Annotated in this window: 16 protein-coding genes and 1 tRNA gene; 6 read left to right on the forward strand and 11 right to left on the reverse strand. The window is 51.8% G+C overall.

The genetic code is table 11. The features are described 5' to 3' along the window. On the reverse strand, positions 1–359 hold a 359-nt coding region (locus ACLUYS_RS04035), incomplete at its 3' end, for an HAD family hydrolase (protein WP_412659171.1). 752 nt (positions 360–1,111) lie between these two features. On the opposite strand from ACLUYS_RS04035, the gene ACLUYS_RS04040 reads away from it, so the two are divergent. From ACLUYS_RS04040 to ACLUYS_RS04050, 3 genes are all read left to right on the forward strand, one after another. After that, positions 1,112–1,187, forward strand: a tRNA-Asn gene (locus ACLUYS_RS04040). Positions 1,188–1,370: 183 nt separating this feature from the next. Beyond that, entirely contained in the window at positions 1,371–1,991 is a 621-nt protein-coding gene (locus tag ACLUYS_RS04045) for a glycerol-3-phosphate acyltransferase (RefSeq protein ID WP_412659172.1), read from the forward strand. After that, a complete protein-coding gene (locus ACLUYS_RS04050) occupies positions 1,979–3,133 on the forward strand; it encodes an MGDG synthase family glycosyltransferase (protein ID WP_412659173.1) in 1,155 nt (384 codons plus the stop codon). Before ACLUYS_RS04045 ends, ACLUYS_RS04050 begins: the two co-directional genes overlap by 13 nt. A gap of 100 nt (positions 3,134–3,233) precedes the next feature. Here ACLUYS_RS04050 and ACLUYS_RS04055 read toward each other — a convergent pair whose 3' ends face one another. Next, positions 3,234–3,761 carry a flavin reductase family protein gene (locus tag ACLUYS_RS04055; protein WP_230267509.1) on the reverse strand — a complete coding sequence of 176 codons (528 nt, stop codon included), beginning with the start codon at positions 3,759–3,761 and terminating at the stop codon, positions 3,234–3,236. Between the two features lie 283 nt (positions 3,762–4,044). On the opposite strand from ACLUYS_RS04055, the gene ACLUYS_RS04060 reads away from it, so the two are divergent. Further along, positions 4,045–5,190: a TIR domain-containing protein gene (locus tag ACLUYS_RS04060; RefSeq protein WP_288876330.1), complete on the forward strand. Its 1,146-nt coding sequence runs from the start codon at positions 4,045–4,047 to the stop codon at positions 5,188–5,190. Positions 5,191–5,463: 273 nt separating this feature from the next. Here ACLUYS_RS04060 and tkt read toward each other — a convergent pair whose 3' ends face one another. After that, the gene (gene tkt, locus ACLUYS_RS04065; RefSeq protein ID WP_255658318.1) at positions 5,464–7,458 is read right to left on the reverse strand and encodes a transketolase; all 1,995 of its coding nucleotides are present in this window, start codon (positions 7,456–7,458) and stop codon (positions 5,464–5,466) included. Between the two features lie 498 nt (positions 7,459–7,956). After that, entirely contained in the window at positions 7,957–8,235 is a 279-nt protein-coding gene (locus tag ACLUYS_RS04070; protein ID WP_412659174.1) for a pyridoxamine 5'-phosphate oxidase family protein, read from the reverse strand. A gap of 414 nt (positions 8,236–8,649) precedes the next feature. Between ACLUYS_RS04070 and ACLUYS_RS04075 the strand changes: the two genes are divergently transcribed. Continuing rightward, the gene (locus ACLUYS_RS04075) at positions 8,650–9,318 is read left to right on the forward strand and encodes a response regulator transcription factor (RefSeq protein WP_230268050.1); all 669 of its coding nucleotides are present in this window, start codon (positions 8,650–8,652) and stop codon (positions 9,316–9,318) included. Between the two features lie 147 nt (positions 9,319–9,465). Here ACLUYS_RS04075 and rpsI read toward each other — a convergent pair whose 3' ends face one another. The 7 genes from rpsI to ACLUYS_RS04110 all read right to left on the reverse strand — a co-directional run bounded on the left by rpsI (position 9,466) and on the right by ACLUYS_RS04110 (position 14,987). Further along, positions 9,466–9,873 carry a 30S ribosomal protein S9 gene (gene rpsI, locus ACLUYS_RS04080; protein ID WP_230268049.1) on the reverse strand — a complete coding sequence of 136 codons (408 nt, stop codon included), beginning with the start codon at positions 9,871–9,873 and terminating at the stop codon, positions 9,466–9,468. Between the two features lie 11 nt (positions 9,874–9,884). After that, positions 9,885–10,322, reverse strand: a complete 438-nt coding sequence (rplM, locus tag ACLUYS_RS04085; RefSeq protein ID WP_230268048.1) for a 50S ribosomal protein L13 — start codon at positions 10,320–10,322, stop codon at positions 9,885–9,887. A gap of 217 nt (positions 10,323–10,539) precedes the next feature. Next, positions 10,540–11,328 (reverse strand): tRNA pseudouridine(38-40) synthase TruA, encoded by a 789-nt coding sequence (gene truA / locus ACLUYS_RS04090; protein ID WP_412659175.1) that lies wholly within the window; start codon positions 11,326–11,328, stop codon positions 10,540–10,542. Between the two features lie 2 nt (positions 11,329–11,330). Beyond that, on the reverse strand, positions 11,331–12,134 hold the full coding sequence (locus tag ACLUYS_RS04095) for an energy-coupling factor transporter transmembrane component T family protein (protein ID WP_412659176.1): 804 nt from the start codon (positions 12,132–12,134) through the stop codon (positions 11,331–11,333). Further along, positions 12,127–12,987 (reverse strand): energy-coupling factor transporter ATPase, encoded by an 861-nt coding sequence (locus tag ACLUYS_RS04100; RefSeq protein WP_412659178.1) that lies wholly within the window; start codon positions 12,985–12,987, stop codon positions 12,127–12,129. The genes ACLUYS_RS04095 and ACLUYS_RS04100 overlap by 8 nt, the downstream gene beginning before the upstream one ends. Next, the gene (locus ACLUYS_RS04105; protein WP_412659180.1) at positions 12,972–13,790 is read right to left on the reverse strand and encodes an energy-coupling factor transporter ATPase; all 819 of its coding nucleotides are present in this window, start codon (positions 13,788–13,790) and stop codon (positions 12,972–12,974) included. The genes ACLUYS_RS04100 and ACLUYS_RS04105 overlap by 16 nt, the downstream gene beginning before the upstream one ends. Positions 13,791–14,306: 516 nt before the next feature. Continuing rightward, entirely contained in the window at positions 14,307–14,987 is a 681-nt protein-coding gene (locus ACLUYS_RS04110; RefSeq protein ID WP_288339671.1) for an HD domain-containing protein, read from the reverse strand. A 595-nt stretch (positions 14,988–15,582) separates the two neighbouring features. On the opposite strand from ACLUYS_RS04110, the gene ACLUYS_RS04115 reads away from it, so the two are divergent. Beyond that, the coding region (locus ACLUYS_RS04115; protein ID WP_412659182.1) for a glycoside hydrolase family 2 TIM barrel-domain containing protein at positions 15,583–22,922 on the forward strand (7,340 nt) is incomplete at its 3' end.

A 22,922-nucleotide genomic window follows, 5' to 3' on the forward strand; every position in this document is an offset into this window, starting at 1 on the left:
AGATCGTATAGAGCGACGCCGTCCACTTCAATGAGCAGTCCTCCGTATTCGTCCATTCTCAAATCGTTCGCATAGCGAAGAAGCCGCTTATAGCTGCGCCCTGAAGCCAGAATCAGACGGATGCCCGCCTGTTCCAGCCCAATGAGATACGCACGGGTTTTGGGGGAGATTTCTTCTTTCGCGTTGAGCAGCGTGCCATCCATATCCATAATAACGGCCCGAATCCGCGACGGATCGGGACGGTCTGCGGGCAAGGATGCAGCGAGTGTCTGGGTCTCTTTCAAATTGTTCAAAAGAGAAGACGTCTCGCTTAAAATCTTTGCATCCTTCATTTTTGTGCTGTCTGTGTTTGTGAACATACTTTCCCCCTGCCTTCTTGTATTATCTCGTGCTGTTTGTTTCGTTTATTTCGTCCCGTACGGCTTCTGTTCCATCACGTACTGTTTTGCCTGTCGCCTCCCGCCGTGTTTTCTGCACAGCTTTTCCCGTTTTGTTTTTCCCATTTTGCTTCTCTGGTATTGCTTCTCTGGTATTGCTTCTCGCGGTTCATTCTATGTGCAGCCATTCCAGAAAAACGCATGGGGGTTAAGGCGATGGGTCCAATATCAAAATACACTGATCATCTTATCGCATTCCCAAAGCGGCCGAACTTTGAAGCCTGTTCCCTTTCTGCTGAGGTTCGGTTTAACGCTTGCATTGTTCCTCTCGGTGCTGCAGACGGTTCAAGCGTCTGGTTTTGCAGCCGGATTTTGTTCCTGAACCTCCCGGATCGGCTTTTTTTTCTGAAGTGGAACGCGTTTCTCGGGAGAAAATTTCCATTTTTTGAAATTTTCTTCTGCATTTGGATGCCCGTATAGAGTCCAGAGAGCCTCATTTCTGTTTTATCCGGACCTTGTGGAAAACTTTTTTCTGGTTTGTTCTGAGGACCGTTTATGGCGAAATCCCTTATACCCATCGGATTTTTCCGGTTTTTGATTGACCCACATATACTTTTAAATCTGAATTTAAAATTTTTTGAATGAAATTTGTTGACGGGGTTAGGGGAAAATGATAAATTATCTTTGCGCTCAGGGAGCGGGTTGAAAAAGCCGCTGATGAGCCAAGATCAAATGCCTGAATAGCTCAGTCGGTAGAGCATCCGGCTGTTAACCGGCAGGTCACAAGTTCGAGTCTTGTTTCAGGCGCCATTTGATCAATCGCGGAGCTAACGCTCCGCTTTTTTTATGCGATTTTTTGATGGAGAAGCTTTTGGCTTCTCCTTTTTCGTGCGTAACTTTTTTGTAAATCCAATGCGATAGGCAATCTCACAAAATCGTTTGGCATGATTGAAAGATCCTGAAGGGCTTTTCGATATAATATAGAGAATCGTGATGACACTATTCGCCTATCTGCTGTTCGGTTATCTTTCCGGGAGCATTCTCTATATTCACCTTTACTCGGCACTGTTTTCGAAAAAAGACGCCACCCTGGGAACCGAGGACGGCAATCCCGGCACCTTCAACGCCTTTGAAAAAGGCGGGTTCTGGTGCGGTCTGTTCGTTCTGCTCGGCGATCTGGGCAAAGCCTTCCTTCCGGTTTATCTGTACACCCGCACGCCAGAATGCGCCCTGATCCCCTGCAGTCTGATGCTGGTCATGTGGGCGCCGGTCTTTGGACACCTGTTCCCCATTTTCTATCGTTTTCGCGGCGGTAAAGGCATCGCCGCCACATTTGGCTCCGCCCTTGGCGTATGGGCCGGTCAGGTGAGCTTTCTGCCCACGCTGGCTTTAATCGTGCTTTTTCTGACCTTTACGCTGGTCATTCGAATTCGTCCGAATTTCTACATGACGGGGCTTGTCTTTATTCTTTACGCCCCCATGTGTCTGGCTTTGCAGGCCGCTTCCGTTTTAGTCGGTGGAGCGGCTCTGACTTCAGTTTCTGTACTCGCAAGACTCGGCCTGTCCAAAGAAGCCCGGCCGGATATGGAGGTAAGCTTTTTATGGAAGCGCTGATTCTGTCCTGTTCGACCGGCGGCGGTCACAATTCCGCCGCACAAGCTATGGTCCACGAACTCACGGCGCGCGGCTGGACCGTACATTTCTTCGACCCGTATTCTTTGCGCTCGCCGCAGATGGCCAGGCGCGTCGGCAGCGCCTACGTTTCCATGGTGCAGCTTTCGCCGCATCTCTTTGGCGCCGTCTATCAGCTCGGCCGCCTGTACGAAGAAGGCGAGCGAAACTTCAGCCTGCCCAATCCCGTTCTGGCGGTCCAGAAAAAGACCGCTCTGGCTTTGCATCGCTGGCTGAGCGAACATCCAGTCGATCTTATCCTGTGTTCGCATCCGTATCCGGGACTCATGCTCACCTGGCTGAAAAACCATGGTCTGCACGTTCCGCCTAGCGTAATGATTCCCACCGACTATACGTGCATTCCCTTTGAAAGCGACGTTCAGACGGACTGGATGACCATTCCCCATCCCGATCTGGTGGAGACCTTCTTTCAGGAAGGCGTCGATCACTCCCGCATGATCCCCTGCGGCATTCCCGTCGATCGCAAGTTCGATCTGCGCACCAGCCGGGATAAAGCCTGCAAGGCATTAGGGCTGAGTCCTTCCAGACGCTACGTTTTAGTCGGCGGCGGATCGATGGGCATTAAAGGTCTCTGGCCCATGCTCATTTCCCTGCAGCCGCTGCTTGAAGACCAGCCGGATCTGCACATTCTCGTGCTTTGCGGCAACAACCGGAAACTGTATCGCCGCATCGAAAAGTTCAACGATCCATCCATTTCCCCGGTGGCCTTTACGAAAAACATTTTTCAGTACTTGCAGCTGGCGGATCTGTTTATTACGAAACCAGGCGGCCTTTCCATTACCGAAGCGGCCGCTTCCGGAACGCCGCTGCTGCTTGCGTTTGCGATTCCAGGATGTGAAACACAGAACGCGGAGTTTTTCGAACGTCACGGCTATGCCTGCTACGCCCGTACAAACGACGAGATCGCTTCTCTAGCTGCACACATGCTGAAACATCACCGTCCCGAAAATACGCCGCCAGACCCGTTTTTTACCGGCATTTCCAGACGGCTTGGCGACTGGTGCGAACTGGCTGCGTCCATGAATCCGCAGTCCGATCCTTTTCTTCCCGGACTTGCCGAATAACGTTCAATTTACAAATCAAGGCGGATCCTCCCTTTATCTGGAGGATCCGCCTTTGTCTGTCTGTATATGGAAATGTGCAGTATCGCGCGGAAGACCCGTTTTACTGTTCGTCGTTCTGCAGGAGATAAACCGCTTTAATGTGTGCGATATAGATTGTATGATTGTCCCCTTCTGGATAATAGTGCTTCCGGATTTCGGAAGGAATGCTGGCCGGATCTTCCTTCTGGGCGTAAAGCACCTGACACTCAATCGTCAGCGGCAGCTCCAGAATCGCCGGTGTACACACTTCCTCGCCCGGAACGGTGTGGAGATGGCAGGCTTCGAACTTGTCTACGTCCCGGCCGGATTTCGTTCCGCAGAAGCCTAAAATCGACCGGACATCCATGCCGGGCATCGGGCAGCTGATCGTAAAGACGGGGTTGGCATCGAGAAGCGTTTTGGTAAAGCGGCTTTCCCGCACATACACGGTGAAGACATCCATTCCCCAGTTGGTTCCCAGGCCGCCCCAGCCGATCGTCATGGTATCGCGAACATCGCCATCCTGCGTCGTCAGAAGAATGCCTTTGGGCAGCTGTTCCAGCACAATGCCGGAAACTTCGGCAAGCGTCATCGGTTTTGAAGTGATCATATTCTGTTCTTTCCTTCTTTCTATGTGGATTTCCAGCTAGATGAGTGTCTAGCTTTTTATACGGGTTCTGGCCTGCTCCATGTTTTCTGGCCGTCTGGTGTACCCCGAATACTGGACGCAAAAGTGAGGAAAGAATCCCGACTGCACACGCAAACGTACCCGTTTTCCTCCTCTGGATTTTCCTTCCGGGAATCTCTTTATAATAAAGGCAGGCCTTTTGTATGGGAATGTATTCCTATTTTAGGACAGTCCAAAGAAGAAAAGGCATAGACGGGGAGGAAAGATGACAAATTCTGCGAACGGCATTTCTATTGTTCTGTTTTCAAGCGGTCTTTCCGAAAAAAGCGGTATTCTTCAGCATTTGAAATACCGCCTGGAAGAATATGACTATCAGGTCAGCGAATGGAGGGATCTGTTCGCGCAGGCCGTAAACGAAGAGCAGATCGCGCTTCTGCCGATGCTCATCAAAAAGATTCCGTCGTTTGACTACGCCATTCTGATCTGCGAAGGGCATGATGAAACGACACTCATTCGAAACGGCGAAGAAATCCGGGAAAAGACGATGCGGGACAACGTGCTCTTTGAGATCGGTCTCTGTGTCATGGCCCTCGGTCCGGAAAAAGTCATCCTGCTCAGTGACGAATCGGTCCGTCTGCCCGAAGATCTGTCCGGTGTAAACGGAGGAATCGCACTGCCGGCTTTTCGGTTTGATCCCTGGAACACGGAGGAGATGGAGCTGACCGCAAAACGGATTCATGAAATCATTGAACGGACGAATCGTTCGATCGACGGAATCCACGATTACATTGAACAGACGACCGATGTGACGGCACCGATGGTCATCGGAGCGGCCAATGCGCTGGCAGTTTCCTACATGCGCAATTTCGTCTTCCGTCTGATTGAGAAACTGGACGAACCCCCGATCTTTAAACCCGAAGATCAGCACATAGCCGAAACGCTGATTTCCCAGGGCGCATGGAAAATTCACATTTTGCTTCCCTCTTCTCTGCATACGGAAGATGTCCGAGAATTCCTGGGGAAAGATCCTATTTTCAGTCCGGCCCGGATCGAACAGGCGCGCTTTCGGCCTCTGAACTTTCAGTACCTCCTCACCGCCGATACGCTTCATATCGTCGATTTTCCGTCGATTGTGACCGCATCCTACGATACGGTAAAGCGCATTCTGGAACTGAATGCGGACGACTCACCGGACCGACAGGCCAAAGAACGGTTTCAGATCAAGGAAATTCGCATGTTCGAACATACGCTTCGTACGCTTCTTTGCGAAGATTATGTTCAAAAGGCAGCCAGAAGCCGAAGCCGGAGCGAGGGCGAATACGTCCGGCTGACCAAAAAGCTGATGGATGGCATTGAAAAAGTTGAAATCCGCTATGAGCAGAAGGAGCTGCTGTCCGGCGCAGCGAAATAACGAAACCGATTTTCTGTTCCGATCCAATTTTTCTTCTTTTCCAAAAGGAAGTAAGAGAAGTAAGAAGAAGTAAGAAGAAGTAAGAAATGGAAATCCGCACGATGCTCTCTGGCGAACATTCGGCTATAAGCAGAGAACGCCAGATCACACCAAATGAAAAAGAGGCTGTACGAATTCATTTTTTTCGTACAGCCTCTTTGTTCATTGTATGAGAATCTGGATTTCAATTCTGAAATCGATCTGTCTTCCGTTCGAGTGTTCCGGATGGGAAACTTATTCCGCAGTGCGGGCGAGTACGCGTTTCATCGTTTCGGCAATGTTTTCCGGAGTGAAGCCGAAGTAGTCAAACAGCTGGCTTCCTGGTGCGGAAACGCCAAAGCTCTTCATGCCGACCACTTCGCCGTCGAGACCAACGTAGCGGCCCCAGCCGAAGTCCTTGGACGCTTCAACAGCAGTACGGGCTTTGACTTTACGCGGCAGAATGGATTCGCGGTAGTCTTCCGGCTGCATTTCGAACAGTTCCATAGAAGGCATGCTGACAACGCGAACGTCGATGCCTTCTTTTTCCAGCAGCTGTGCTGCTTTCAGGGTCGGAGCCACTTCCGAACCGGAAGCGATCAGAATGCCCTGCGGCAGTTCGGCTTTGCTGTCACGAAGGATGTAGGCGCCTTTGACGGCTTCCTTCGACGTTTCTTCCAGCTGCGGCACGTTCTGACGGGTCAGAATGAGTGCGGTAGGACCGGTGGTACGTTTTGCGGCCAGCGTCCAGCCTGCAGCTGTTTCCTTCGCATCCGCCGGGCGGAATACGACCATGTTTGGAATGGAACGGTAAGAAGCCATATGTTCGATTGGCTGATGGGTCGGACCGTCTTCGCCGACACCGATGGAGTCATGCGAGTAAACGTACGTTACCGGCAGGTTCATCAGTGCAGCCAGACGGGCCATTGGCTTGGCGTAGTCCGAGAAGACGAAGAATGTGCCGACATACGGGCGCAGACCGCTCAGAGCCAGACCGTTGGCAATGCCGGCCATAGCGAGTTCACGCACACCAAAGTGGATGTTGCGACCGCCACGGTTTTCCGGCGCGAAGTCGCCTTCGCCGTTCATGTAGGTCTTATTGGACGGACCAAGGTCAGCGGATCCGCCAATGAGGTTAGGCATAACGTCTTTAAGCTTGTTGATGATACGTCCGGAAGAAACGCGGGTAGCTTCGGCTTTTTCCGGTACTTCAAAGAGATCGGCTGCTTCCAGCGCAGCTTCATCCGGCTGCTGATCCAGCATCTTGCGGTATTCCGCTTCGACTTCCGGATACTCTTTCTTATAGGCGGCATAGAGGGCGTTCCACGCGTCTTCTTCGCTCTGTCCGCGTTTAGCCAGTTCGGTGAAGTTTTCATACACTTCCGTCGGAACATAGAACGGTTCCTGACTTGGCCAGCCAAGTTTTTCTTTTGTAGCAGCTACATTGTCGGCGCCAAGCGGTTCGCCGTGGCTGGAAGCCAGACCTTCTTTCGGAGAGCCGTAGCCAATTTTGGTTTTCACCGTAATAAAGGAAGGATGTTCCCGATCGGATTTGGCTTCCTCAATGGCTTTAGCGATCGCTTCGAGATCGTTGCCGTCTTCTACCGTCCAGGTGGAGAAGCCAAGGCTCTTCATGCGGGCGTCTACATCTTCAGCAAATACCGGATCGGTATCGCCTTCGATGGAAATTTTATTGGAGTCGTAAAGGAGAATCAGCTTGTCGAGCTTCAGCGTGCCGGCAAGAGAGAGGGCTTCCTGCGAGATGCCTTCCATCATGTCGCCGTCGCCGAGTTCGACGAATGTGTAATGATCGATGATATCAAAACCCGGGCGGTTGAATTTTTCAGCCAGGAATTCTTCGGCAATGGCCATGCCAACCGAAGCGGCAAGACCGCTGCCCAGAGGGCCGGTGGTGCATTCAACGCCAACGGTGTGGCCGTATTCCGGATGACCCGGTGTCAGCGAGTTAAGCTGACGGAAATTGCAGAGATCTTCTGCGGAGATTCCATAGCCGAAGAGATGAAACAGGGCGTACAGGCCGGCTGAGCCGTGTCCGCCGGAAAGAACAAAACGGTCGCGATTTTCCCATTTGGGGTTTCGGGGGTTGTGGGAAAGGTGTTTAGCGAAAAGCTCATACATCATTGGTGCAGTTCCAAGCGGAGCACCAGGATGGCCGGAATTTGCCTTCTGAATGGCATCGGCGGCCAGTATACGAATTGCATTCACGGATTGCTGATCAATATTAGTCATAATGTCTTCCTTATGGTGTGTTCTGTTTTGATTTCTACCTTATTCAGGCCTTTTTTCGTAAGACCGTATACTAGAATAACGCAAAAGATAAAAAAGTCCATGTCTTCACAATGTCGTGCAGAATTTCACGAATTATGGCAGAAAAGAGGGCCAGCTTCAGTATACTCAATCCCATTTGCACTGTCATAATTGAGAATTTGGCTTGCCGATTTTTACAAACAGGGAATGATTTTGATTTCCTTAAGATCAATACAGACTATATTTAATTCAGCCATGATGTTTGACCGTATATTGCTGGACGTCTACCGCAAAGACGGCGGTGTGATCGAGTACGGTCGTATCAAAATCCCAGGAAAAGGCGCTTTTATCTTCGTTTCCCTCATGAAGACAGTGTGCAATGAGAGCACACAGTGCGTTTTCCTTCTGCTTTGGATCGGTGATCTCCCGGATCCTTCCCTGTCCAAAAAGCGAGTCAAACGCGACGCTTGCCGTGCACGCTTAACCGTTTTGCGCAGGCAGAAACCGCCCGGGACAGTCGATCTGAATGGCGGCATTTGGATTTGTGTGGATCAAGTCGATTTTGTGTCTGCTTTTGGCGGTGTGAAAATAGAAGGTCAGTTTCCCGTTTTCCAGCGCATAGCCATACGAAAGAGCGACGATATACGGAATTTCCTCATCGGCCAGGGCAAGATGCAAAACGTCCGCCCGGTTTAGAAGTTCTTCGATTTTCTTTGGATCCTGTACCTGTCGATCCTTGCGCCGCATGTCCATCTTCATGGCTGTCTCTCCTTTTGTGTACTTTCTGTACTTTCTGTTCTGGTTTTTCTGTACTGGCTTTCTGTGTCCGGTATTTCCATCTGTGCCGGTTATCTTCTGCGTTCGGATTTTCTATCTTGATTCTGGCATTTCCAATCCGATTCACTTGTCTCTATGCCCAGATGCCTGCCTCTGCTTATAGAGACGAGGCAGACTCTTTTTTTTTGCGGCACGCCAGCCTGTGCGATGGAAGGTTTGCTCAGGGAAACGGAAAAGCCGTTTTGGCTTTCTTACGGTTTTTGAAGACGGTTACACCCCAAATTGACCTCAGATGCGCTCAAATACCGCCGATTGTTCATTTTATATTTCAGAAACGAAAGGGAAATTTCAGTTTTTGTTCAGGATATTGGGCCTGCCGCTCGCTAAAATGAAAGCATGTACCGAATCATGATCGTTGAGGATGACTCCTCCCTGGCCTCGAGCCTCTCCTCTGTTTTGCAGAGCTGGGGTTTTGAAATGGTCTGCGCGAAAGATTTTGACCACATCCGCGAAGAATTCGACCGGCTCAAGCCGGCGCTGATTCTTATGGATCTTAACCTGCCCGGACGCAACGGTTTCTACTGGACCAGTGAAATTCGAAAATTTTCTTCAGTTCCCATCATCTTTCTTTCGAGTGCGGATGAAAGCATGAATGTCATTACGGCAATCAACCAGGGAGCCGACGATTACATCACGAAACCGTTTGATACCGCGGTTCTCGTTTCCAAAATCCAGGCGCTGCTTCGCCGGACGTTCGACTATACCCAGCATACCGACTATCTCGAACATCATGGCGTTCATCTTGACTTAGGCAGCAATGAAGTCAGCTATATGGGCAAATCCATCGAACTTTCCAAAAACGAAGCCCGCATCCTGCGGATCCTGATGGAAAACAAGGAAAAGATCGTTGCCCGCGAAACGCTTATGGAAGCCCTGTGGAAAACCGACTGCTACATTGATGAGAACACGCTCTCCGTCAACGTAAACCGTCTGCGCCGCAAGCTGGCCGCCATTTCCATTGAAGACTTCATTATTACCCGCAAAGGCATCGGCTACATGGTCTAGCTGCTGTCTGCCGACACATTTTTTCCCTTTTGTAAAAAAGCCGTGCCCGGACGACACGGCTTTTTTCTATGCCCGTACGCCGCGGATCTGTGCGATTCGGGCATAAAAAAATCCTGCATTTCTGCAGGATTTGCAACATTGGTAAAATTAACGCTTGCTGAACTGCGGTGCACGACGAGCTTTTTTCAGACCGTATTTCTTACGTTCTTTAGCACGCGGGTCACGAGTTACATAACCAGCTGCTTTCAGAGCAGGACGATAGTCTTCCGAAGCTTCCATGAGGGCACGAGTAATTCCGTGACGGATTGCACCAGCCTGGCCGGTGAAGCCGCCGCCCTGAACGGTTACCATTACATCGAACTGGTCGAGTGTGTTGGTCAGTTCAAGAGGGGAACGAACTTCCATCTGAAGTAATTCAGAAGGCATGTACTCTTTAAGCTCTTTGCCGTTGACTACGATATTCCCTGTTCCATTTGGACGAAGGAAGACACGGGCAACGGCTTCTTTACGGCGTCCGGTACCGAGATACTGAACGAAATTTTCTTTATTTGCCATTTCCTAATCTCCTATCCTTTCACTTTCAGTTCCACAGGTTTCTGTGCTGCATGCGGATGTTCGTTTCCGGCGTAAACCAGAACGTGCTTGCGCTGAACATCTCCCAGACGGTTGTGCGGGAGCATGCCCTGTACAGCTCTGCGAACCCATTCAACAGGGTATTTTTCCTTCATTTCCTTGGCAGTGCGTACACGCAGTCCGCCATAGTATCCGGAATGATTGTAGTACTTTTCAGTTTCAAGCTTGTTGCCGGTCATGTTGACCTTGTCAGCGTTGATGATGATTACATAATCTCCACAGTCCACGTTTGGTGTGTAAGTGGGTTTATGTTTACCGCGCAGAACGTGGGCTGCAGTGGTGGCAAGGCGACCGAGAGTCTGGCCTTCGCCGTCAATTACATACCATGTGCGTTCTACTTCAGCAGGTTTTGCCATTGTTGTTTGACGCATGTTGCTTCCTCCGTTTCAATGAGCGTTACCGGGGCTCAAAGGCTTGGATACAGCCACGGATTATCTTAAGCATTCCACCTTTCAAAGTCAATCCCAATCCCCTGGCACAGAGAAGAAATCCAGACGTTTTTTCCACGATTTTAAATTGCGCAAATCCTCCCATGCCTAAAGGGAAAAGGAAGACTTTCATTGGTCACCGTTTTCACGAAAAAAGCCCTCAGATCCCATCGGGATTCGAGGACAGAGAAGCGAGCAGAGTATCGAGTTCATTCTGGGTGTAGCCGACCTGAACGAGATAGAGCGCCTTGGCTGGGGCGTTGAAGCGCGACGCGTGCTTGTCTTTTGCCTCCAGCATGACTTTCAGCTCATCGACCGTAATGCGGCCTTCGCCAAGGGCAATGAGAGCGGCGCTCATCATGCGCACCTGGTAGCGCAGAAAGCCGGTACCGACAAAAATCAGCCGCAGGCCTTTTGGCTCTTCCTGGATGCAGATACGGTAAATCGTTTTCGTTCGCGGTTTTCTCTCGTCGATCTGCGCGTTGGAAAAGGACGTGAAGTCATGTTCCCCTTCAAAGACAGCAGCTCCCTGGCGCATGCGTTCGACATCCAGATCGCGCCATACGAAATGGCTGTAATTATAAAGGAAAGGATTGTCTCTTTCCTTGGTGATCACGTAGTCGTATCGCTTGAAGCGCGCCGAAAAGCGGGCATGAAAATCTTCATCCACCGCTTCGACGGACTGAATGCGTATGTCCTTGGGCAAAAGCGTGTTGAGCGCGTTGTAGTAGCCCAAAGGCGAAATGTTGTCGGGGCCGTCAAAATGGAATACCTGTCCGAGGGCATGAACGCCGGCATCCGTGCGGCCGCTTGCGGTAATGGAAGCCGGCTGATGAAGGATTTTTTCCAGCGCCTTTTCGATGACTTCCTGAATGCCGGTCGCGTTGGTCTGCTTCTGAAAGCCGCCATAGCGATGGCCGTCGTATGCCAGTATGGCTTTATAGCGCATGTCTACACTCCAAGAACGGCCAGAATGATGTCGATGGCAAGAACGAGAACCGAAATGGCCATCGCCGCGTAGTCGATGCCGTGCATCCTGAGCACTTTATAGCGCGTTCTTTTACGGGATGGATTGTAGCCGCGGGCTTCCATGGCGTTGGCGAGCTGATCGGCGCGGTCAAAGGCGGAAACAAACAGCGGGACGATCAGAGACAGAATGGCGGACACCTTTTCCTTGAGTGTGCCGTTCTGCATGTCGATGCCGCGGGACGCCTGCGCGTTCATGATGCGCTGGGTTTCTTCGATCAGCGTCGGGATAAAGCGCAGCGCGATGGAAATCATCATGGCGATGATGTGCGCCGGCAGACCGATTTTCTCGAACGGCTTGAGCAGCTTTTCAATGCCGAGCGTCAAGTCGAGCGGCTTGGTTGTGGCGGTCAGGATCGTCGTCAGAATGATCATCAGCATCAGTCGGATAATGACGTAAGCCGTCTGAATCAGGGCGTCGGAATAAATCTTGAACCAGCCCCATTCAAAGAGCAGCGTTCCGGTATGCAGAACAAGGACGTTGATAATGAGCAGGAAAATCATCATCCACATCATCGGCTTGAGCGAACGCAGCGCGTAGGACAGCTTCAGCCTGGAAAGATACAGAGCCGCAATAATAAAGAGAACGATGGGAATGTAGCCCCAGAATCCGGCCGGAATGAAGATCGCCACCATCAGAATGAGCAGGACCATGATTTTCGAGCGCGGATCCATGCGGCTGACGACCGAATCGATCGGCAGATAGCGGCCGAGCGCAATGTTATTCATGGGCGTTCACCTGCTCTTTCAGGGCCTGAGCGATTTCATCGAGCGAATAGCTGTCCTGCGGAACAGAAAAGCCTTTTTCCTGCAGCTTTTCCTTGAGCTGAACAATGCCAGGCGGGTTGATATCGATTTCGCGCAGCAGTTCGGGATGTTTGAAAAATTCGTGGACTTCCATTTGCGTGGATACTTTGCCGTCTTTCATGACGACGACTTCATCACAGTATTCCAGGACGTGCTCCATATCGTGGCTGACGAGCAGAATGGTCTTTCCCTGCCCGCGGTTGAGCGACATGAACAGATTCATAATTTCTCTGGCTGACTGGGGATCCAGACCGGCAGCCGGTTCATCGAGAACGAGCACTTCCGGATCCTGAACGAGAATGCCGGCGATGGCGACACGCCGCTTCTGTCCGCCGGACAGTTCGAACGGGGAGCGTTCGAGATACGATTCGTCGAGGCCGACTAAAGGCAGCACTTTATGCACCGCTTCCTGAATCTGCTCGGGCGTATAGCCAAAGTTTTTCGGCCCGAAGCCGATATCCTTGGCGATCGTTTCTTCAAACAGCTGGTATTCCGGAAACTGGAACACCAGACCGACTTTTTTGCGCAGAGCTTTGACATCCGTCAGCTTCGTCGCCGGATCGATATGAAAGCCGGCGATATCGACGCTGCCTTTCGTCGGCTTGAGCAGCGCGTTGAGATGCTGAACGAGCGTGGATTTTCCCGATCCGGTCTGACCGATAATGGCGGTCACCTTGCCGGTGGGAACCGTCAGGTTGACGCCTTTGAGCGCCTTGTGCTCAAAGGGTGTTCCCTGCGAATACGTGTATTCGAGATCTTTTATTTCAATTGGCATACGTCCTCCACCAGCTCATCCAGCGTAAGCACCGGATGATCCGTCAGTCCGGCCTTTTCAAAGGCCTTTGAGGCTTTCAGGGCGAAAGGCAGATCCAGTTTCAGATCCTTCATCATTTCCCCGCTTTCAAACACTTCTGCGGGCGTTCCCTGGGCGGCAACTTTTCCTTTTTCCAGCACGATCACGTTTTCGGCCTGAGCGGCTTCGTCCATATCGTGGGTAATCGAAAGAATCGTGATGTTTCTTTCCTTATTTAACTTGCGGATCTGGGCGTTGACGCTCGCTTTTCCCTGCGGGTCCAGCATGCTTGTCGATTCGTCAAAAATCAGGATGTCCGGCGACATAGCCAGAATGCCCGCGATGGCGACGCGCTGTTTCTGTCCGCCGGAAAGATTCGTCGGTTCCGCGTTCAGGTAGTCGAGCATGCCGACTTTCGCCGCGTTTTCTTCGATCAGTCCCTGCATCTGTTCGGTCGGGACGCAATGGTTTTCCAGACCAAAGGCAATGTCATCGGCTACAGTGGAGCCGATAAACTGGTTGTCCGGATTCTGGAACACGATGCCGACGTGATCGCGGATTTCGGGGGCGCTTTCTTCCGTGAGGCGCGTTCCGAGAACATCGATAGTACCGGCGGCGGGTTCGAGCAGACCAATGATCAGCTTGGCCAGCGTGGATTTGCCGGATCCGTTATGGCCGACCACCGCTGTATAGCTTCCTTTGGGTATATTGAGAGTAATTCCTTTGAGTACCGGAGTGGCTCCGTCGTAGGAGAACTCCAGATTTTCAATATGAACAGCTTCCATTTTTTATTCTGTTTACCTTTCAGAGTGTCAACTTGTATTATACATAGCCGCTTCTTTTTCGCATCCCGGGAAAGGGGTTACACTAGGCATACTTTTTTTCTTTCTTTCGCTTTTCGCGCGGACCGGCCCAAAAACGAAGTATGTATCGGCCGCTTTTTAAAAAATCCCCCTACGTGTATGCTCATTTTCGATTTTTATGAACGCACCAGAGGGAATTCGCGGATTGTTTCCCGGTTCTGGAGAGATGGGCTGTTCCAACACCGGATGGATCGAGAATGGGTTTAGAGAATATATTTTAGAGAATATATAGAAAATATATTTAGAGAATATATTGAAAATATATATATATATATATATATGGTAGAAAACCGGAAAAAACGGCATACGAAAACCCGGTTCTGTCCATTCGCCGGGTTGTGGATTCTGATCATCTTTGTATCCTTATCGTCCTGTTCTTGCAAATTCATACTTTCGCAAATTCCGCGTTCAGAGAAGATGTCCATCCTGCGCTCGATTTCAAAGTCTTTCGTATACGAGCGGGCGAAGCGCGGTAATCAGGCTGACCATCTGATATTCGAGAAGAAATACGGGTGCATCCCATTCTGGGCGGGCTGCACGGATCGGTTCGGCCATCGGCAAAATCCGCCTTTCGCTCTCTTCGATATATTCGCGCATCTTCGCTTTCGAAAAGCAGCCGGACATGGATGCGAGATTGTTTACGCGATCGAGCAGCTTGATCAGCATAGCTTCGGGCGATTCCTGCAGGTTTTCAAAATATTCGGCCAGTGCAGCTTCTTTTCCGGACCGCTCAGCGCAGCCGGCATCTTTGGTCAGCCGGGATACGATTTCCTGGACGTTTCTGGAAAAGGGCAGATCCGCGCAGGCAATATCGCAGTCTTCGCACACATCGTGCAGCAGTGCGGCACTCAGAAGGTCATCGTCCGTAATGCCCAGGGCCAGCGCGTGCACCGCCAGACTCAGCGGGTGAATGGCGTATGGAACGACCGGCTGCTGCGGATTGCCGGTCCTTCGAAGCTGACCAGCATGCGCCTTTTCCATATACGCAAGCGCCTGCATCGTCTGGGACAGGGGCATCTTCTGTGCCGCCGCTTCCAGGCGTTTTTTCATGGGCTCGCCATCATACATCCAGTTCTGTAAAGTACCGCTCTTTGCGGCTGTCGAACGTTTTACATCCATTTTCACTCCTCCTTTTTCTTTCGTCGCAGACGCTGGAATCGTTCGTCTCTTTCACTCGAAGCATAGCAGGCCGGTGCCTTTTGAAAATAGAGCGGGTAAATTCAGCCGGGGCTTCTCTGCACTTTCTTTCTTTTTCCTGGTTTTTCTGACAGGTTTTGCCAAAAGGCCATCTGGTTCGTCGTCCGGAACAAGAAAAAGGCCTTTATTTAAGGAGCATTCGTTTTTTTCAATGGAAGAAAAGCCGGATTTCATGCCCATCGGACAGTAAAGTTTTTAATAAATTTTATACTTGCGAAACGTCAGGCAAATATTGGTTACCAGTTTGTGCAACCTCTTCTTTTTGTGCAAATGTTGGCTACTCCATTCTCTATGAATGACTTTTTATATGGATACGGTTTATATCCAGATTGTACATTCGAAACGCTTAAGTAAAACACAAGTAAAACATGTCCATGTATTCCAGTAAAACGAACATTCTTTCTTGCTCCTATTGCAAAAATTAACATCTGGCATAAGATGAAAACAAACAGTGTAAGCGTTTGCACAGCCCCCCAGTCTCTTGCGGACGCGCACCGAAGAAAAGGAGAAAACTGGAATGAAGAAACATAAGGTTTTATCGCTGCTTGTTTCTGCCTCGATGGCGTATTCCGTCTTCCCGGCGATGTCTGTCGCTGCCCTGGAAGGCACTTCGTCCGACAACTTGTCGCCGGCGGATTGCATCAAGGCCAACGTCGACAAAACCAAGTTCACTCACAAGGAGTGGACGGGAACCCACTACGATGATGTGGACGGCAACGCGCAGGCTGCAGAAGATGTAACCGGCATTAACCGCGAAGCCGCCAGCACCCAGATCATCCCCTATCAGAATTCTGCTGCTGCACAGAAGGCTGTATGGAACTACAACGCCCGTGAAGAATCTCAGAAAATGCAGATGCTGACCGGCGAAAACGAAAACTGGGATCTGACCGTCGTTCAGAACGAGACGCTGGCCAATGAAATGATGACGGAAGATCATGCCTTCTACAAAACCGATTTCAAGAAGGGCGAAGGCGAAGACTGGAAATCCGTTACGCTGCCCCAGAGCTGGACAACCCAGGGATTTGATTTCTCGATCTATACCAACACCCAGATGCCCTGGCAGTCCAAATACGACACCAATGTAGACTGCCCGGCTGCGCCGACCAACTACAATCCGGTCGGCCTGTACCGCAAGACATTCACCATTGATGATTCTCTGCGCGGAAGCGACCGCCGCATTTACCTCGATTTCCGCGGCGTTGAATCCGCCTACTACGTTTACGTGAACGGCAAGGAAGTCGGCTATTCCGAAGACACCTTCAGCCCGCACAAATTCGACATCACCGACTACGTCAACATGGACGGCGAGAACCTGCTGGCTGTCAAAGTTCACAAGTTCTGCGACGGAACCTGGTTTGAAGACCAGGACATGATCTATGACGGCGGTATTTTCCGCGATGTCTATCTGACATCCGCACCGCTCGTACAGATTCAGGACTATCACTACACGACAACTCTCGATGCGTCCTACACCAACGCGGTTCTGAACATTGAAGCGGATATCCGCAACCTGTCGAGCACCGTCAGCCAGGGCTGGACGCTCTCCGCTTCCGCCTACGATCGAAGCGGTACGGCTCTGTTTACCGATGAAGAAGTTTCTGTGCCGGTACTGGCCAGCACAAAGACCAATAGCGTTTCCCTGAGCACCGTTGTAAAAAATCCAAAGCTCTGGTCCGCAGAAGATCCAAACCTCTACGCTCTGGTCATCACCCTTAAAGATGCCAATGGTAAAGAAGTGGAAACCGTTTCGACCCAGCTCGGTTTCCGTCAGGTGGAATTCACCCGTACCGAAGTGGATGAAAACTATCGCGTGACCACCACCCACTGGGATCCGGTAAAAATCAACGGCAAGCGTCTGCTGCTGAAAGGCGCCAACCGCCACGACACCGACCCGTTCCACGGCAAGGCGACTCCTCAGGCGGCTATCGAAGAAGATGTGAAGCTGATGAAGCAGAACAACCTGAACGCCATCCGTACTTCGCACTACTCCAACGACGACTACCTGTACTGGCTCGCCAACGACTGGGGCATGTACCTCATCGGCGAAACCAACATGGAATGCCACGCGATCATGGGCAATTCCGAAAAGCAGGGCTGGTTCTACGAACTCGGTCTGGATCGTACAGAAACCGCCTTTAAGCGTCTGCGCAGCAACCCGTCGATTGTGATCTGGTCAATCGGAAACGAAATGACTTACAACAGCGACAAGAACTTCGCAAACGGTCTTCAGCGCGACATGATCTGGTACTTCAAAAATCATGACAGTACCCGTCCGGTTCATTCCGAAGGAAACGACGGCAACCTGGGTACCGACATGCGTTCCAACATGTACCCGAGTACGGGCACCGTATGGGATCGCGGCGGCGAAGGCAAAATGCCATACGTCATGTGCGAATACGCCCACGCGATGGGCAGCTCCGTCGGCAACCTGAAAGAGTACTGGGATGCCATCCGCGCCGAAGAAAATCAGCTTGGCGGATTTATCTGGGACTGGGTGGACCAGTCGCGTGCCGTCGATCTCAAAAATCTTGGCGTAACGTACAGCGTTTCGGAGAAAAAAGGCCTGTCCGGTACAGCCAACGGAGACTGGGTAACGTCGGAAACACCGGCTGGAACATTCAATGTCACCCAGTCTTTAAACGGCTACCTCTCCTATCCGGATACGGACGGCAAAGTCGGCAGCGCACTTTCCGGCTCCGGCAAGGCGTTTACGCTTGAAGCGATCGTTAAGCCGTATGCCACCGTCAACGATGATGTCTTCCTGTCCAAGGGCGACGATCAGACGACGCTGAAAATGAACGGCTCGGGCAAGCTGGAATTCTTCGTCAAGAGCGGAAACAGCTGGTCCGGCATCCAGTGCGACGTACCAGCCAACTGGAATAACAACTGGCATCAGATTGCCGCTACGTATGATAACGGCACGGCGAAAATTTACGCGGACGGCGTCCTGCTCAAGGAAGGTTCCATTGCCACAAACATCGAGCTGCAGGAGCACGCGATCCAGGTCGGCGCGGATACCGTCAAAGGCCGCTACTTCAACGGTGAAGTCGCCATGGGCCGTATTTATAACAAGGCTCTGAGCGCCGACGAAATTGCCGGACAGAATTCGGCGAATCCAGCCATCAAGTCCGATGACGCTTCCGTTCTCTTCTGGGCCGATACCGCGGATACGCATGGCGAAGGCGCAGTCGATGCCTGGGATTACTACGCCACCGATGCCGGCCAGAAGAGCGGTACGAACCTGTACAAGGACGAAATCAAAGGCAAATTCTACGGCTACGGCGGCGACTGGGGCGATCGTCCAAACGACAACTCGTTCTGCGAAAACGGCCTCATTTCACCGGACCGCAACCCGCAGCCGGAGCTGATGGAAGTCAAGAATCAGTACAAGAACTACTGGTTCAGCGCGGAAATCGAAGATCTCGACGCGAAAAAAGTCAACGTCTATAACGAATCCAGCTTCACTAACCTGAACAAATACGACGTGATCTGGGAAGTTCTCGAAAACGGTATCGTTGTGGATACGGGAACCGTAGAAAACATCGATGTAAAACCGCAGACAACGGGAACCATCTCTGTTCCGTTCAAGATGCCCGAAACGCTCAAAGACGGCGCCGACTACTATCTGACTCTCTACGTAAGAACGAAATCCGATGAAAAATGGGCCGATAAAGGCTTTGATCTCTGCTGGGATCAGATCGCCATTCCGGCTCCAGTCGGCCAGAAGACCTATACGTCGGCAGATACCGCCACGATCACAAGTACCAATGATCTGTACACCGTAGCCGGCAAGGATTACTCCTTCCAGATCGACAAGACGACCGGCATCATCAGCGACTACACCTTCAAAGGCGAAAAGATGCTCGAAACCGGCCCGACGCCAAACTTCTGGCGCGGAACGTTCGAAAACGATAAGAACAATTTCGACTGGAACTGGTCCAAAGCTGATGACGAACTCCATGTAGAATCCATCACCGCCTCCAAAGACGACGATAATAACGACGTCATCACCGCGAACCTCACCCTGCCGCAGGCCGGCAATACGAAAGTCGACATGACGTACACCATCCTGGGCGACGGCGCCGTCAGGATCGGCATGAAAGTCGATGCGACTAGCAGCGGCATGGGCAGCTTCCTGCGCATCGGTTCGCTGATGACGACTACCGAAGGCTACGAAGATGTCAAATGGTACGGAAACGGACCGGTAGAATCTCTCTCCGACCGCAAGACGTTCGGCCGTCAGGGCATTTACTCTTCGACGGTAGACGAACTGTTCTACCCGTACCTGAAAGTCGATGACACCGGTACGATGACCGACACGAACTGGATGGCCCTTTCCGGAGACGGCAAGAACACCCTGCTCGTTGTAGCAACCACTCCGCTGGAAATGCAGGCCCTGCACTTCACACCGGATGATCTGAACTCCACCAATCACCCATACGGCCTTAACCCGCGCAAGGAAACCATGGTTGGCGTCAACTACGGCAGCCGCGGAACCGGCGGTGCCACCTGCGGACCGGATACGTTAAGCCAGTACCAGCTGTACAACGATAAGGCATACGAGTGGGAATTCACCATTCTGCCCGTTGAAGGCAGCGAAATGAAAGAGCAGTCGCTGACCGACAAGGCTTCCGAATTCCGTACCGTAGATTCCTTTGACCGGACCGAATACGACAAGGAACGCGCAGCCGAACTGATCGAAATGGTCGACTCCTTCCTGCCGTATTCCTACAGCCAGATGGAAGAAGCCAAAGAACTGATCGATATTCTCAAGACGATGCCGGATGCGCAGAAAGCCATTGTCTGCCCGGAAGGCAGCGACCGCATTGCCAAGATGGAAGCCTATATTCCAGAACTTGAAGCGCTCCAGGGAAAAACTGCCTACATCGAAGACAAATCGGCAAACAAGCTCGATGTCGATCTCGAAGCCACCGCAAATCTGCTTAAAAACGGCGAAGACATCAATATGAGCGGCTACGTGACCATCGGTCATGGCGATGTTCTCGATGATGTGCTCGAAAGCGGAAATTCCTGGTCGATCGCAATTGAAGCGACCCCTACCGGCACGAAGCAGTACAACATTCTGGCCGCCAAAGGCGACGAGACGTTCGAAATCCGTACCGACCAGTCCGGAAACAGCTACGACTACTCGTTCCATACCAAAGCGGGCAGCAGCTGGAAAACGACCGAATATAAGAACCTGACTGAGGAAGAAAAAACAAACTTCCTGGGCAATGAACACACCTACCTGGCTGTCTTTGATGCCGAAAACAGCAAGCTCGTCTTCTACGCCGACGGCCAGCAGCGCGGTCAGGTATCGCTGAGCGCAGGCACCCACCCAAGCGGATCGGGCGTTGCCTTAGCTCTGGGTGCAGACCTGGGCAACGGACGAACCGGTATGTACAGCTTCAAGTCCATGAAGATTTTCTCGAGCGCCATTGATCCGACTGCGCTTGCAGCGAAGACAGCCGCTTCCGAAGATACTGAGCTCTGGCTCGATATGGACAACTGGAAGCAGAAAGCCGCGAAAGTTGTCGAAAGCGCCACGATTACCGCAGACAAAACGACCATCACAGCCGGCGATACCGTCAGCTTCACGCTCTCGGCAACCCCGGCCGATCTTGAGATTGTGAGTGCAGACTGGAGCATTGCAGATGCCAGTGGAAACGAAGTCGATAATGCGCTCGTTTCCGGAACCGGCGCTTCTGCACAGCTGATTACCGTGGCTTCTCTGGCCAAGGGTACCTATACCGTTAAGGCATCCAATATCAACGGAACGAACGTTTCGGCCACATTTGAAGTGACCGTCAACCAGAAACTGGGTCAGGCTATCAACGACCTCGGTCCAAACGATCTGGATACGCCGCTCAACGGCACCGCGGAAATCGGCGATGCAGGCGGACAGCCGGTAATGTACGGCGGCATGGACGTCAACGATCCCGAAAACAAGATCAAAGGCGCCATTACCGGCGGCAGCTTCACCGTCAGCTCCTGGATGTATGTGCCAGCATCCGTTAACGATAAGGTAACAGGTACATGGGAAGTCATGGACGGCCACAACGAAAAGCACAACGTGATCTTCTCGCTGGGCGACAACTGCTTCGCTTACCGTATTTACAAAAATCACGATGTCGAAGGCAATGCCCATATCGACGCCTACGTCAAAGACGTCAATAACAAGTGGAAACAGGCAACCAGCTCCGCTCTGCCGGATGATTTCTTCGACGGCTGGCATGAAATCTCCGCGGTCTACGACCAGACGGCAAAGACGCTGACCATTTACGTCGACGGAGTCGCCAACGGAGCCACCGATGTACCCGATGCGATTGCCGCAAGCCAGGCTCTGACGCCAAATATCGGCTACATGTCCGACAAGGAATACCGCAAATCGCAGATGGGCTTCTCCAACGTCAAAGTGCTGACCAAAGCGCTGAGCGCCGATGAGCTCAAAGCCATGAGCGCCGGTACTTCCACACTGAGAGATGCCGATGTCGCCTTCTGGCTCGACTTCTCCGGCGCAGACCGCACGGATCTCGACGCTCTGCTTAAAGACGCCGATGCTCTCGTTGAAGACAATTACGATGCCGGCTCCTGGACCGCTTTTGAAACCGCAAAAGCTGCTGCAGAGGCACTGAATGAGAAGTACGTCACCAAAGCCAATGTGGATAAAGCGTACGACGATCTCGATGCAGCCATCAAAGCCCTCGTTAAAGTCATTAAGAGCGTTTCGATCAGCGGTGCCGATGTGGTCAAGACCAATAACACCCTGGCACTGACGCTCGCTACCGACCCTGCCGGTGCCAACGTCACTTCCGTAGAATGGAAGGCAGCCGATGCCAAGGGACAGGCCATCGAAGGCGTTTCGATCCTGGCCGATGTCAGCGATCCGAAAAACGCGATTCTGACGGTTGCTGAAGGGGTTGCGGATGCGACCGAAATTACGATCAGCGCCAAAGTCAACGGCAATGCTGCACTTACGGCTACAAAGACCGTAACCGTAAGCGAAACCGTCATCATTAAAGACCTCAGCCCGAACGGACTGAACACACCGCTTCCGGATACAGCCGAAATCGTCTCCAACAGCGAAGGCGACTACGCCGAATCCGGCATGAAGGGCTCCATGAGTCTGAATGACCCGGATCGAAAGGTAACGAATGCGATTACCAGCGGAAACAGCTTCACCGTCAGCTCGCGCGTATTCGTTCCGGAATCCATTAAGAGCACAACCGAAGGCTCCTGGGAATACAACGACAAGTACAGCACGATCGTTTCTCTGGGCGATGACTCCTTCGCCATGCGTGTTCTTACCCACAAAGACGGACGCGTTATGGTCGATGCCTACCTGAAGATGAACGGCACCAATGAGTGGGTGGAAATCGGTACGCAGAATATCAAGGATGAAACGTCGTTCTTCGGCGCCTTCCACGACATCACCGCCGTATATGACAGCGATCAGGATACGTTCACGATGTATATCGACGGTGAAAAAGTCACTGGCGAGAAAGCGGAACTCGAAGCCGCAGCCGGACCGGCCGCTTCGAACAAAGCTCTCGAACTTGGCTTCATGTCCGATAAGCCGCTGCGTACCTCGCAGATGACCATCTCGAATGTCGCCGTTCTCGCAGACGCTCTGGATGCAGGCGAAGTAAAAGCCCTGACGGAAGGCCGGGCAAGCTATCTCCCGAATGATGAAACCGTCGTTCTGTGGATGAACTTTGCTGAAGATCCAGCAGCCGCCCGCACGGCGCTTGTAGCGAAGTTTGTAGAAATGATGAACAAGGAGCTGAAAGCGGAAGATTACACCGAATACTCCTGGAACGCATTCAATGCTGCAATGATGAATGCGGCGGGCATCAA

This window comes from Allobaculum sp., from assembly GCF_047010065.1.
GTDB lineage: Bacteria > Bacillota_I > Bacilli_A > Erysipelotrichales > Erysipelotrichaceae > Allobaculum > Allobaculum fili.